This window comes from Burkholderia territorii (genome assembly GCF_902833055.1).
Classification (GTDB): Bacteria; Pseudomonadota; Gammaproteobacteria; order Burkholderiales; family Burkholderiaceae; genus Burkholderia; species Burkholderia territorii.
In genome coordinates this window covers 13,690-26,478 of sequence record NZ_CADFEJ010000009.1, presented here as the reverse complement: position 1 = coordinate 26,478, position 12,789 = coordinate 13,690, and the positions used below count along the sequence as shown (strand labels likewise).

The 12,789-nt window shown below is 66.6% G+C and carries 14 protein-coding genes; 7 read left to right on the top strand and 7 right to left on the bottom strand.

Features of this window, described 5'->3' with window-relative positions; translation table 11 throughout:
* The first annotated feature begins 249 nt into the window (after positions 1 to 249).
* A complete protein-coding gene (locus HW466_RS17335; protein WP_059980831.1) occupies positions 250 to 561 on the top strand; it encodes a DUF4148 domain-containing protein in 312 nt (103 codons plus the stop codon).
* A 90-nt stretch (positions 562 to 651) separates the two neighbouring features.
* Here HW466_RS17335 and gshA read toward each other — a convergent pair whose 3' ends face one another.
* The 3 genes from gshA to ada all read right to left on the bottom strand — a co-directional run bounded on the left by gshA (position 652) and on the right by ada (position 4,793).
* A complete protein-coding gene (gshA, locus tag HW466_RS17330; RefSeq protein WP_170296745.1) occupies positions 652 to 2,265 on the bottom strand; it encodes a glutamate--cysteine ligase in 1,614 nt (537 codons plus the stop codon).
* 465 nt (positions 2,266 to 2,730) lie between these two features.
* Positions 2,731 to 3,705 (bottom strand): DNA-3-methyladenine glycosylase family protein, encoded by a 975-nt coding sequence (locus HW466_RS17325; RefSeq protein ID WP_174905982.1) that lies wholly within the window; start codon positions 3,703 to 3,705, stop codon positions 2,731 to 2,733.
* On the bottom strand, positions 3,702 to 4,793 hold the full coding sequence (gene ada, locus HW466_RS17320) for a bifunctional DNA-binding transcriptional regulator/O6-methylguanine-DNA methyltransferase Ada (protein WP_151006092.1): 1,092 nt from the start codon (positions 4,791 to 4,793) through the stop codon (positions 3,702 to 3,704). The genes HW466_RS17325 and ada overlap by 4 nt, the downstream gene beginning before the upstream one ends.
* Before the next feature lie 438 nt (positions 4,794 to 5,231).
* Between ada and HW466_RS17315 the strand changes: the two genes are divergently transcribed.
* Positions 5,232 to 5,645 (top strand): VOC family protein, encoded by a 414-nt coding sequence (locus tag HW466_RS17315; protein WP_151006093.1) that lies wholly within the window; start codon positions 5,232 to 5,234, stop codon positions 5,643 to 5,645.
* 10 nt (positions 5,646 to 5,655) lie between these two features.
* On the opposite strand, the gene HW466_RS17310 is transcribed toward HW466_RS17315, so the two are convergent.
* The 3 genes from HW466_RS17310 to speG all read right to left on the bottom strand — a co-directional run bounded on the left by HW466_RS17310 (position 5,656) and on the right by speG (position 7,779).
* Positions 5,656 to 6,210, bottom strand: coding sequence for a YaeQ family protein (locus HW466_RS17310; protein ID WP_059504396.1), 555 nt, complete (start codon positions 6,208 to 6,210; stop codon positions 5,656 to 5,658).
* 177 nt (positions 6,211 to 6,387) lie between these two features.
* Positions 6,388 to 6,735, bottom strand: a complete 348-nt coding sequence (gene sap1, locus HW466_RS17305; RefSeq protein ID WP_059504394.1) for a surface attachment protein Sap1 — start codon at positions 6,733 to 6,735, stop codon at positions 6,388 to 6,390.
* 498 nt (positions 6,736 to 7,233) lie between these two features.
* Complete coding sequence (gene speG, locus HW466_RS17300) at positions 7,234 to 7,779, bottom strand: spermidine N1-acetyltransferase (RefSeq protein WP_059448519.1); 546 nt, start codon at positions 7,777 to 7,779, stop codon at positions 7,234 to 7,236.
* Between the two features lie 152 nt (positions 7,780 to 7,931).
* On the opposite strand from speG, the gene HW466_RS17295 reads away from it, so the two are divergent.
* The 4 genes from HW466_RS17295 to HW466_RS32110 all read left to right on the top strand — a co-directional run bounded on the left by HW466_RS17295 (position 7,932) and on the right by HW466_RS32110 (position 10,207).
* Entirely contained in the window at positions 7,932 to 8,102 is a 171-nt protein-coding gene (locus HW466_RS17295; protein ID WP_006489933.1) for a hypothetical protein, read from the top strand.
* Positions 8,103 to 8,211: 109 nt separating this feature from the next.
* Positions 8,212 to 8,460 (top strand): DUF2795 domain-containing protein, encoded by a 249-nt coding sequence (locus HW466_RS17290; protein WP_059448518.1) that lies wholly within the window; start codon positions 8,212 to 8,214, stop codon positions 8,458 to 8,460.
* Positions 8,461 to 8,570: 110 nt separating this feature from the next.
* Entirely contained in the window at positions 8,571 to 9,929 is a 1,359-nt protein-coding gene (locus HW466_RS17285; RefSeq protein WP_059542659.1) for a sensor domain-containing diguanylate cyclase, read from the top strand.
* Positions 9,930 to 10,078: 149 nt separating this feature from the next.
* Entirely contained in the window at positions 10,079 to 10,207 is a 129-nt protein-coding gene (locus HW466_RS32110; protein WP_256941070.1) for a hypothetical protein, read from the top strand.
* A 328-nt stretch (positions 10,208 to 10,535) separates the two neighbouring features.
* Here HW466_RS32110 and mnmE read toward each other — a convergent pair whose 3' ends face one another.
* The gene (gene mnmE / locus HW466_RS17280; protein WP_060121843.1) at positions 10,536 to 11,930 is read right to left on the bottom strand and encodes a tRNA uridine-5-carboxymethylaminomethyl(34) synthesis GTPase MnmE; all 1,395 of its coding nucleotides are present in this window, start codon (positions 11,928 to 11,930) and stop codon (positions 10,536 to 10,538) included.
* A gap of 337 nt (positions 11,931 to 12,267) precedes the next feature.
* On the opposite strand from mnmE, the gene HW466_RS17275 reads away from it, so the two are divergent.
* Positions 12,268 to 12,705 (top strand): helix-turn-helix domain-containing protein, encoded by a 438-nt coding sequence (locus HW466_RS17275; protein ID WP_059448381.1) that lies wholly within the window; start codon positions 12,268 to 12,270, stop codon positions 12,703 to 12,705.
* Positions 12,706 to 12,789 lie beyond the last annotated feature (84 nt).

Below are 12,789 nucleotides of genomic sequence, written 5' to 3'. Positions count from 1 at the left end.
TTCTACAAGGAGGGCAAGCCCGATGCGCGCGGTGCCGATACGCGGCATCCGCCGCACGCTGAACGACCGCTGGCGCCCCGCTGACGCGCGCGCCAGCAAGCGGCCGCGCAATGTTGCTCAACCGGCAAAGGTGACTGACGCAGCGCAGGGTGTTTCGTTTGGGATCCGAAGCCTAGACTCGCTGCATCGATTCCGCCCGCGCCGACGCAGACCAAGGCGCGGCTCCGGAACGCTCACGGAGCAAACAAGATGAAGACCATGAAACGTGCGGCATGCGCGTTGATGCTGATCGGCTCGGCCGTCGCCGCCCACGCTCAGGCCGAGTCGACGCTGACACGCGCGCAAGTTCGCCAGGAACTCGCGGAACTGCAGGCCGCCGGCTATCGACCGAGTCTCGCCAGCGGCCCCGATTTTCCGCAAAACATGCAGACGATCATGCAGCGCGCCGCGCAGGCGCGCGGCGACGCGGCCGGCCACGGCAGCGACGGCCACGTGAATGTGGAATCGGGAAAGCCGGCGCTGCCGCACGTGATCGACCGCGACACGTACGCGCATCACTGAAGCGGCCGAAGCCGTGGCGGGTGCGCCAGCGCTCGACCACCGGGCCCGCAGCCCGATGCCCGCCGCGCGCCGCGCAGCGGGTGGCGGCCGTCAAACGCTGAAGCGGTTCAGCGTATAGGCCCGATAGGCCGCGACGAACGCATCGAACGATCCGGCCTCCTTCGCTTCCAGCTCGGCCTGCTCGGCCAGCGACTTCGCCGCGAGCGCCTGCTCGGCGCGCATCGTCTCGGCCGACGGCGGGTTCGCGCGGAAATGCGCGGCGTGCGCTTCGCTATGCGCGCGCGCGAACGCGAGGAACGACTGCCCGTTCTCGCGCATCGTGCGCAGCACACGCGCGGACGGCGTGCGCTCCGGATCGCCGAGCTTCTCGCGCTGCGCGGCGATCGCACGCGCATGCTCGTCGCCGCCGCGGATCTCGTCGAGACGGAGCCCGACGGTCTCGATATCGGCCATCAGGTCGTCCGCCCACGCCTGCAGCGTGACCGACTGGCCGTCGCGCACGAGCGTCAGCCCCGGCTTGCGCCCGTCCATCGTGACGCTGGCGAAGTTCGCATTCGCTTCCTTGTACGCATCGCAGTCGAGCGCGGGGCTGTCGTCGAGCGCGCATGCGAGCAGGAACGCGTCGATGAAGCGCGCGGTCTCCAGCGCGATGCCGGTCGGCTCGAACGGATCGATGTCGAGGCAGCGCACTTCGATGTACTGCACGCCGCGCGACGCGAGCGCATGCAGCGGACGCTCGCCCGAATACGTGACGCGCTTCGGCCGGATCGTCGAGTAGAACTCGTTCTCGATCTGCAGCACGTTCGTGTTGATCTGGATCCACTCGCCGTCGCGATGCGTGCCGATCGCCTCGTACGGCGGATACGGCTCGCTCACGGCCTTCGACAGCGCATCGAGATAGCCGGGCAGCGTGTTGTAGTCGACGTGCAGCGCGGCCTGCGCGGTCGTGTTCGAGTAACCGAGATCGCTCATCCGCAGGCTCGTCGCGTACGGCCGGTACAGCGTATCGGCATCGAACACGTCGAGCTTGTGCGGTTTGCCGCGCAGGAATTTCACGTCGAGCGCCGGCGAAGCGCCGAACAGGTACATCAGGAGCCAGCTGCGGCGGCGGAAATTGCGAATCTGCGCGAGATAGCGCTCCGACTGGTAGTCGACGAGCGTGGCCGTCGAGCCCTCTTCCGCATGCAGGCGCCGCCACACTTCCTCGTGCAGCGAGTAGTTGTAGTGGATGCCGGCGATGCACTGCATCGTGCGGCCGTAGCGATACGCGAGCCCGCGGCGGTACACCGTCTTCAGGCGGCCGATGTTCGACGTGCCGTAGTCGGCGATCGGAATTTCATCGTCGGCCGGCAGCAGGCCCGGCATCGAGTCGTTCCACAGCATCTCGTCGCCGAGCGACGCATAGACGTAGCGGTGCAGATCGTCGAGACGTTCGAGCGTGATCGACGCGTCGCTTTCCGCCGGCGTGATCAGTTCGATCAGCGCTTCGGAATAGTCGGTCGTCAATGACGGGTGCGTGAGCGCCGAACCGAGCGCGCGCGGATGCGGCGTGAACGCGATCATCCCGTCGCGCGTCACGCGCAGGCTTTCCTTTTCGATGCCGCGCAGGCCGTCGGGCAGATGCTGCCGCGTCGGCCCCGAGCTCAGCGCTTCGAGACGATTCAGCAGCAGTTCGGACTGGCGGTGAGTCATGGTGTTCGGCATGGAGACGCAAGTGCGTGACGGCCGCGCGCGAAATGCCGCGCGCGGCCGGCTGGATTATTGGTCGCTTCGTTGGTAGCGGGCACTTTAACATCTCGCCGGAACACGCGCTTGAGGTGGCGCCGGGCGGTGCGCGCGGGCCGTGGCAGGCCGTCTGGCGGGCCGATGGCCGCGCGCGCGGCAGACCGTCGTCGGCATCGACGAACGCTGCGATCACGCGACATTCGTCGGAAGGAACGTGCGCGGCGGGCACGGCGGCGCCGTCAGGTGCAACCCGCCGCGCAACCGCATCGGCGACGCATCGTCGTCAAGGTCGCTCCGAACGCATCCACCCCCGGGGCAGCCGATTGCTCGCCGTCAAACACTGCAACGATGAGGACCACCGACCGATCCTTGCCCGGCGGGCGCCCGTCGCGGGTTGCATCGCGGCGCTGCCCGGTCGCGCCGGCCGGCTGGCGCGCGGCGACGTCATCCGCCGCGCGCGCCGCCTGCGCGGTCCGCCACGTCGTTCCATAAATGAAGCGCCGCATACGCGCGCCACGGCCGCCAGCCTTCGGTCCGGCTTTTCTGGTTCGCGAGCCGGTCGAGCGACGGATCGCGCGCGGTAATCGACTGCATCAGCACCAGATCGGACGCCGGCCACGCGTCCGGGTCGCGCCACGCGCGCATCGCGATGTATTCGACGGTCCACGGGCCGATGCCGGGCAGCTCGAGCCACGCACGGCGCAGCGTCGCGAGATCGGCCTGCGCGGGATCGAGCGGCACGTGGCCGGCCGCCACCGCGCGCGCCATGCCCGTCAGCGCCGCGGCCCGCTTGCCGGGCATCCCGATCTTCTCCAGATCGCATGCGGCGAGCGCGTCCGGGGTCGGAAAGCGCCATGCGGGGGCGCCGTCCGGCGCCGCCATGCCGTCGTCGTGCGCGACGCGCTCGCCGGCCCGCTGAACGAGCCGGCCGACGATCGTCGTCGCCGCCTTCACGCTCACTTGCTGGCCGACGATCGCGCGCACCGCGAGCTCGAACCCCGACCAGGCGCCCGGCACGCGCAGCCCCGGCGCGGCCTCGACGAGCGGCGCGAACCACGGGTCGCGCGCGAGCCCGCCGCCGATCGCGGCCGGGTCGGCGCCGAGGTCGAACATCGACGCGACACGCTGTGCGAACGCGTCGTCGACATGGCGCGCGGCCGCTCCCTCGAGCGTCGCGATCAGGCAATGCCGGCGCGGATGCTTCGTGACCGTGAGCCTGCCCGCGTCGCCGTTCAGGTCGACGATCCGGCGATACATGCCGTCGACGACCTGTTCGACACCCGGAATCGCGCGTCCGCTGAAGAAGCGCAGCACGCGCGCCCAGTCGTACGGCGCCTTGAAGCGCAGCGCCATCTGCGCGGACGGCGGCACGTGGCCGCCGTTCGCGATCGACGTGATCGTGGTGTGATCGATGCTCAAACTGCGTTGCCCTCCGCAACGGCTTCGGTTTCATCGTCGCGCGCATGGCGCGCCTCGGACGCGAGCAGCGTCGCCTTGCGGCGCACGCCCCAGCGATATCCGGCGAGCGCGCCGCCCTTCTGCACGACACGGTGGCACGGGATCGCGAGCGCAACCGGGTTCGATGCGCAGGCCGACGCGACGGCCCGCACCGCGCGCGGCGTGCCCAGCGCCTCGGCGATCTCCGAATAGCTGCGCGTCTCGCCGTACGGGATATGCGTCAGCGCTTCCCACACGCGTTGCTGGAACGCGGTCGGCGCGATGTCGAGCGGCAGGTCGAACGCGTGCCGCGTGCCGTCGAGATACGCGCGGATCTGCGCGACGAACGGCGCGAGCCGCGACGGCGATTCGACCAGTTCGGCACGTGCGAACGCGTCCTTCAGTTCGCCGACGAGCGGCGCCGCTTCGTCACCGAACGCGATCCGGCAAATGCCCTGTTCGGTCGCGGCGACGAGCACCGTGCCGAGCGGCGTCGACGCGGTCGCGTAATCGATTCGCAGTCCCGCGCCCTGACGACGAAACGCGGACGGCGCCATCCCCAGCTCGCGCGGCACCGATGCGTAAAGCCGCGACGGCGAATTGAACCCCGCGTCGACGGCCGCCTGCGTGACCGGCTGCCCGCTTTGCAACGCCTCGCGCAATGCGGCGCCGCGCTGCGCGGCCTGATATTGGCGCGGCGACACGCCGACCACGCGCTTGAACAGCCGCTGCAGGTGGAACGGGCTCACGTGCACCGCGTCGCTCAGCTGCTGCAGCGTGAGCCGCTCCGGCTGCGCGTCGAGCACCGCGCACGCGCGGTTGACGATCTCGAGCTCGCGCGGCAGCCCTTCCGGCTGGCAGCGCTTGCACGGGCGGAACCCGGCCGCGCGTGCGGCGGCCGTATCGGGAAAGAAGAACACGTGCTCGCGCCGCGGCAGTCGCGACGCGCAACTCGGGCGGCAGAACACGCCGGTCGTGCGCACGGCGTAGAAGAACGCGCCGTCCGCATGCGGATCGCGTGCGGTCACGGCGCCCCAGCGGGCATCGTCGGTCTGATAGGCGGTTTTCATCTGAACCTCGCACTCTCCAGTGTAGATGGTGCCTACTCTAGACATCGACGTGGGCCGTCGCGCCCTGAATCTTGCTCTGTGATTCGCGCGGAGAAATCGGGGACGCAACCACGAACCCGCCGAAGCCGTTCGATCAGAAGAAAACCGCGCGTGCGTTGCGCCGGCGCCGGTTTCGTCATCATCGCGTCACTATTTTGCTGCAGCGCAGATGCGACAAATCGCCGTCCTGACCATTTTTTTCATTTGGAATATTGCAACGCACCATCGCCGTGTGTATAGTTGGAACTGTCTCCTCCATGTCTCCTCCTGATATGGATTAAGCCCGTTCCGCTCTGCGTGAACGGGCTTTTTTTCGTCTGTCGATCGTGCCGCGTTCCAGCATACGTTGCCGGCGCCGTCTACACTCGGTGCACGCCTTTCGCGAAGGAGTGCCCGCTCATGAAACCGACCATCCGCGCGATCGATCACATCGTGCTGCGCGTGACCGACATGGCTGCGATGACGCGCTTTTATTGCGATGCCGTCGGCTGCCACGTGGAGAAGGAACAACCCGAACTGGGCCTTGTACAGTTGCGCGCCGGCGACGCACTGATCGACCTGCTGTCCGTTGGCGGCCCGATCGACCGTCCCGACAGCGGCCCGCCCGGCACCGGCCGCAATCTCGACCATGTGTGCCTGCGCGTCGAGCCATTCGACCCCGATGCACTGATCGAGCATTTCGCCGCGCATGGCGGGCGCCCCGGCGCGCCCGCCGAGCGTTACGGCGCCGGTGGCTACGGGCCGTCGATCTATGTGTTCGATCCCGAAGGGAACATGCTGGAATTCAAGGGGCCGCCCGCCGCGCTCGGCTGAACGCCTGCCGTCACGCGTCGGCGCGCGCCTTCAGGACCGTCCACTCGACCGCGACCGGATCGTGATCGGCGCTCGAGATCCATGCGGCACCGTCCTGGATCGTGCACTGCAGGCGCATCGTGCGCTCGGCGAGACGTCCTAGCGCGGCCGCGACGCCGTCAGCCAGCGACAGCACCTGCACGTTGCGCAGCCGCTCCACCTTGCTGCGCACGCCCTGCCACCAGATGTCCGAGGTCTTGCCGCCATACGCGATTACCGTGACCTGCCCGGCGCGGCCGGCCGCCTTCGAGATGCGCCGTTCATCGGGCTGCCCGGCCTCGATCCACACGTCGATCGCGCCCGTCAGGTCCTTCTGCCACAGATCGGGTTCGTCGACGTCCGACAGCCCCTTGCAGAACTCGAGACGCTCGTGCGCGAACAGCGCGAACGCGACGATGCGCACCATCATCCGGTCGTCGGTTTCCGACGGGTGACGGGCGACCGTCAACGCGTGATCGGCGTAGTAATGCCGATCCATGTCGGCGATTTGCAGTTCGGCTTTGTAGATCGTGGATTTCAGCGCCATGCGGAGTCGGCCCGGGCGGGCATTCGGTTCGGTCGGGCCGTGATGATACCGAATGCGCGCCGCCGGGCGTGCGACGGGCGCTCCACAGCACGACGGCCCGGCATCGGCCGGGCCGCGTTCGTGTCGCGCCGCCGGCGGTTCCGGCCGGCGTGCGGGGGCGAGAGGCGTTCGTGCGGATTACTGCTTGACGAAGCGCGAGTCGGTCCAGAGGCCCTGCTGGTCGCTGTTGTCGGCGCTGACGAACTGGACGTCGCCCTGTTCGACCGACACCACGCGGAAGCGCTGGCCTTCCGGCACCGACAGGCAACGGTAGTCGTCGAAGTACTGCTGCTTCGCCTGCGACTTGCCATCACGCTCGTGACTCAGTACGGAATCCAGATTGTCTTTCGACAGACAGCCCCACGCATTCTTCGTCAGCTGGATTTCCTGCTTCGGCTGGAGAGCCGCATCACCGCCCGCCTGGGCGATCGACACCAGCGAAAATGCGCCGACGAGGGCAAAGAGGACACCGGTACGCTTCATCATGTTCTGTCTCCAGGCTTGCGGGCACCAGGCTCGGTTAGCTATGTGTTTAAAGGTGATCGTCAACCCGCGTTTTTCACTTTAGAAGACCGGCAAGCGATATCAAGCACATTTGTTGTGCGATCGCAATAGCGGCGAATTGTCGCACCCTGCGCGCACACGGTTTTTCGTTTGGCGCACACGCGCGGCAACGTCTGCCTTCAGGATGATTCGCCCGCGCCGCCGGGCGCAAAGCATTGTCAGGCAAGGTTGTCAGCGAATTCGCAAAGCCCCGGATGAACGGCTTGGATAATTCATTTCAATATCCGGGGCATTTTGATGCGTTGCACATAAAGTCATTCGAAACGACATGAATTTACCGCAGTGCGGAACCGGATTTACTCCATACAAGAAAAATGCCAGGTATAAGCGCACTCGTATTTACCCGTATTTTCCCGAATGGGCCGAACACCGGAGGCAGCACATGACCGCCGGGCGTCTTCGCCAATGGTTTACCCGGCGTCATTCGACCGATTGCGGCCGCTCGAAATAATCGCGCTGGAAAATGCACATGCGATAAGCGTTGTGATACGCGCCGTTTCCGAAAAATTCTTCCTTCAATTCCGCCTCGTGCTGGAATCCGCATTTTTCGTACACGTGGATCGCCGCCGCATTCGACGTATCGACGATCAGGTACAGCTTGCGCATGTTCAGCACCTTGAACGCATATTCGATCGCGAGCCGCGTCGCCTGGCCCGCATAGCCGCGCCCCTGGCATTGGGGGGCGATGATGATCTGGAATTCGCCGCGCCGGTGAATGTAGTCGAGCTCGATCAATTCGACGAGGCCGACCAGCTCGCCCTGCGGATCGACCGCGACGAAGCGGCGCTCGCGCTGGTCGTGCACGTGACGGTCATACAGTTGCGACAGCTCGGAGAAGGTTTCATACGGCTCCTCGAACCAGTAGCGCATGATCTTCGCGTCGTTGTTCAGCTCGTGAACGAAGCGCAGGTCCTGGCGCTCCAGCGGCCGCAGTGCAAGCGTGTGCTTGTCGTTCTGGAGTTGCATGTTCGTGTCCTTTTTGATGGCCGCGTGCGCATGAAGCGCCCGTGGCGCGACACCGCGAACGCGGCGCATTCCGCGCTGCAAGAAGTTGAACGCGGGCGAGGTTCAGAGCCTAGAATGGGAGCAAGGGTTCCTGCCACCGCAAGGAGGCTATCGTGATCGAGCAAGTCATACTCGGCATCTTCCTCGTGCTGCCACTCGTGATCGTGGCTGCGCTGTTCTCCGACGAACTGTGGCAGGAACATCGGCGCCAGCATCCGCGCGACGAAAACGCCCCGCATATCGACTGGAAGCATCCGTGGCGCCGCGTGCGGCGCGGACACTGAGTCCATCGAAATTCCCGCAGGCATGCCGTCCGGGCCGCTCGTCCGCAGCCGGTCGGACGGTGCCGCATCCGCTACGAACCGATTCCCGCTCAACCAGCGAGACGCCGACGTGAACGACAAACCCGCCCTTCCTCCACACGATATCCCCGGCGAGGCGATCGATCTGCAGATCGCCGACGTGCTGGCCGCCGTGCGCTACCCGGCGAACAAGGATGCGATCGTCGACGCCGCGCGCGACGCCGGCGCGAGCAACGAAGTGCTGGCGATGCTCGACGGCCTGCCCGAACAGGACTACGCGGACGTCGATGCCGTCACGCGCTGGGTCGCCGGCAATTTCGGCCCCGGCCTCGGAATTTGAGCGCGCGCGAATAACGCGATAGGATCGGGCCGCACCGGTCGCGCCGCGGCCGGATGCATGCCGCCCGGCGCCAAGACCGGGCGTGACCGCACGAGCGCCCGGGGGAATCCATGGAAGGCATCCTGATCCAGCACACCACGCGCCGGCAGCTCTGGTTCGGCGCGCTGACCGCGCTCGTCATCGTGCTTGCGCTCGGGATCGCCGTGCCGCACGCGAACGTCGCGCTGCCGGCCGTCGAGCCGTTCATGCCGATGTGCGCGCTGACCGTATTCACGACCGCGAGCATCGCCGCGTTTTTCCTCGGCGCGCAGTTCACCGTCACCCGCCAGCCCGTGCTCGGTGCGCTCGGCGGCGCCTATGCGTTCACCGCACTCGCCGTCGCGCTGCAGCTGCTCACCTTTCCCGGCGTATTCGCGCCGCATGGCCTGCTCGGCGCGCGTCCGCAAAGCGCCGCGTGGATGTGGGTCTTCTGGCATGCCGGCTTTCCATGCTTCGTGATGGCCGCGCTGCTCGCACGCGAGCGGCTCACGCGCGCGCCGGTCGGCACGGCGCAGACGCGCCTGTGGACCTATGCGCTCGTCGGCGGCCCGGCCGTCGCCGCCGCGCTGCTGTGCGTGCTCGCGCTGAACGTCGCACTGCCGCCCGCATTCCGTCCGCCGGCCGATGCAGGCGCGCTTCCCGTCAACGGCATCGCGCTGATCGTGTGGATCCTCAATGCGCTCGCACTCGTCGCCGTGCTGGCCGCCGGCCGGTTGCGCACGACGCTCGACCTCTGGCTCGCGATCGCCGTGCTCGCATGCCTCACCGACACGACGCTGAACCTGCTGACCACGAACCGCTTCACCGTCGGCTGGTACCTCGCGCGCGTGTTCAGCATGTTCACGCCCGGTGTGCTGGTGTGCGTGCTCGCATGGGAAGTGACGAAGCTGTATCAGCAGCTGTTCGAGGCGCATGCGACGCTGGTTCGCTCCTCCGCGCGCGACGGGCTGACCGGCGCGTTCAACCGCAGCCACTTCAACGATCATTTCCACACGCTGTTCCTGCAGGCGCGGCGGCAAGGCGAGCCGATGTCGCTGCTGATGGTCGACGTCGATCACTTCAAGGCCTACAACGACGCGTTCGGTCACGTGAAGGGCGATGCATGCCTGATCGCCGTCGCGAATGCGCTGGCCGGCGCGGTGCGGCGCCCCGCGGATCTCGTCGCGCGCTACGGCGGCGAGGAGTTCGCGATCGTGCTGCCGAACACCGGCGCGCGCGGGGCACGCGTCGTTGCCGAGGAAGTGCGCGAAGCCGTGCTGCGGCTCGATCTGGCGATGCCGTCGTCGCCGGCCGGGCGCGTGAGCGTCAGCGTCGGCTGCGCGACCGTGTCGGCCGACGAGCTCTCGACGCCCGATGCATTGATCGAAGCCGCCGATGCCGCGCTGTATCGCGCGAAGGATGCGGGACGAAACCGCGTCGTGGTCGCGTGAAAACGTCTGCGGATTGGGAATTTGTTACGGTCATTGTGACCGGAATAATCCGCCGTTACCGAATGCGGCACCGGGAAACGATCGCTTACAGCCGGTGTTGAAGGCGCTCGCTATGCTGGGTTCATGTCGAATCCGAGCAGGTGAGCGCGATGAAGAAAACCCTTTTGCTGATTGCCGGCGTGGCCGTGTTGTTGAGCGGCTGCATCGTGGTGCCTGATGGTGGCGGGTATTACGGTGGAGGCGGGTATTACCACCATCATCATCGGGATTGGGATTGAGGTATTCCATCCCGGCTGTGTCGATGGCGCCGTCCGGGTCGACTGATCCGGACTGACGGAAACGGCAGTTGCGTCTTTCCTCATGAATTTCGGAAAGCCTTCGTAACCTTCGGCATCTATCTGCGGATTCTGCCCAAATCACGTCCGGCCTCGAACGCGAAGCCGACCCCGGCAAGTTTTCCCCGTCAACGCTCGATGGTGTCCGCCGCTTGATGCTGCGTGGCACGGCGTCCGTCATCGGAAGAGCGCTCGTCTCGCAACGGACTTGAGATGCCGAAAATGGCAAGAGGGGGAACTCGAAGAGCCAGCATTGGGCGGGAAGGTCCGCTCACTTCCCAATACAGAACCTGCTGAAAATCACGCCCAGCAGATCATCCGAAGTGAACTCCCCGGTAATCGCATTGAGCTGTTCCTGCGCGAGCCGCAGTTCCTCCGCGAACAGATCGAGCGATTGCGCCCGCTGCTCCGCATGATCGGCCGCCTGCGCGAGATGCGCCTGCGCAGCCCGCAGCGCGATCAAATGCCGCTCGCGCGCCAGATAAACGCCTTCGGCACCGGCCTGCCACCCCGCGATCCGCAGCAGTTCAGCGCGCAGCAGGTCGATCCCGTCGCCACGCTTCGCCGACAGATGCACCTCGGTCAGATCGCCTTCGGCCGCCGGATGCTCGACGCACGCCGGCACGCCGGTCAGATCCGTCTTGTTCAGCACGCGCACCACCGGCACGCCATCCGGGAACCGCGCGGCGATCGTCTCGTCGTCCGCCGTCATCCCGGTGCGCGAATCGAGCAGGTGCAGCACGACGTCCGCGCGCTCGATCTCGCTCCATGTCCGTGCGATCCCGATCCGCTCGACTTCGTCCTCCGTCTCGCGCAACCCCGCCGTATCGATGATGTGCAGCGGAATTCCTTCGACCTGGATCGTCTGCGCGACCTTGTCGCGCGTCGTGCCCGCGATCGGCGTGACGATCGCCAGCTCCGCACCGGCCAGCGCATTCAGCAGAGACGACTTGCCGACGTTCGGCTGCCCCGCGAGCACGACCGACAGCCCCTCGCGCAACAGCGCACCCTGCCGCGCGTCGCCGAGCACGTGCGCCAGTTGCTCGCGGATCTTCACCAGCTTGCCGCGCGCATCGGCCGCTTCCAGGAAGTCGATTTCCTCTTCGGGGAAATCGAGCGTCGCCTCGACCAGCATCCGCAACGTGATCACATCCTCGACCAGCGCGTGGATCTGCCGCGAGAACGCGCCGTCGAGCGAGCGCCCGGCCGAGCGCGCCGCCGCTTCGGTGCTCGCCTCGATCAGGTCGGCGACGGCCTCGGCCTGCGCGAGGTCCAGCTTGTCGTTCAGGAACGCGCGCCGCGTGAATTCGCCCGGTTCCGCAAGCCGCAGCCCGAAGCCGCGCCCCGCATCCAGGCAGCGCTGCAGCAACAGCTGCATCACGATCGGCCCGCCATGCCCCTGCAGTTCCAGCACGTGCTCGCCGGTGTACGAATGCGGCGCGGGGAAATACAGCGCGATCCCGCGGTCGAGCGGCGCGCCGTGCTCGTCGAGAAACGGCACGTAGCTCGCATGGCGCGGCGCGAGCCGCTGCCCGCACAACGCGTCGATCAGCGGCAGCGCGGCGGCCTCGCCGGCGCGCCCGAACGATACGCGGACGACCCCGATACCGCCCCGGCCGGCAGCAGTGGCAATGGCGACGATCGGATCGGAATCGGTAGCAAGCATGGAAATCGCTGGAATCGGGTGAACGGAGGGTCAATGATGCGCTCACGCAACGGTTCGGGCATCGGGACGCCGGCATTGTAGCGTGCCGGCCCGAACGCTACCCGACGCCACGTCGGTTTCGAACTCGCCCGAATTTATCCCGACGGAGCTAAGTCGAGTATTACCGCCGCGCCGCTAGGTACTGTCCATTTCGGACGAGTATGCCTTCCGCAAAGGCCCGCGCTCGCCCCTCCTCATTGCTCGGGACGATCCTCGACAGGTTCGGATTCATCCAAATAAGCTATGTTTATCCTATATGGTTGTCTGAGAGGTGCCGGTGGAATTGCACAATCACCTCATGCCGACACCCGAAGAAAAATCAGCGTTTTCGGAACGCCTGAAATTCGCCTTGAGGCGCAGCCCGGAGAAGGTCACCGGCGCGACCGAACTCGCGAACCGGTTCAACCTGCGTCACCACGGTGCGCAGCCGGTTTCGCCGCAAACCGCGCACAAATGGCTGACCGGCCGGACGATCCCGACGCCGGACAAACTCGAAACGCTCGCCGAATGGTTGCGCGTCGAACTGCATTGGCTGCATTACGGCCCATCGCCGAGCGTGGCCGAACATCCAACGCCGCAACCGCTGCCGCGCGACGAGCGCTATCCGCCGACACCCGAGACGATCGAGCTCGCGTCGAAGATCGAGGCGCTGCCGCCGCATCAACGTTACCTCGTCCAGGAACTGATCGAGCAGTTCTACGGCAGCGACGCGAAGAACGAAGCGAAGAAGGGCTGAACCGCAACGGCCGGCCTTCGCCACACCCTGCCGCGCCGCCAGTCGCCGAAAACGAAAAAGCCGCATGGATAAAACCATGCGGCT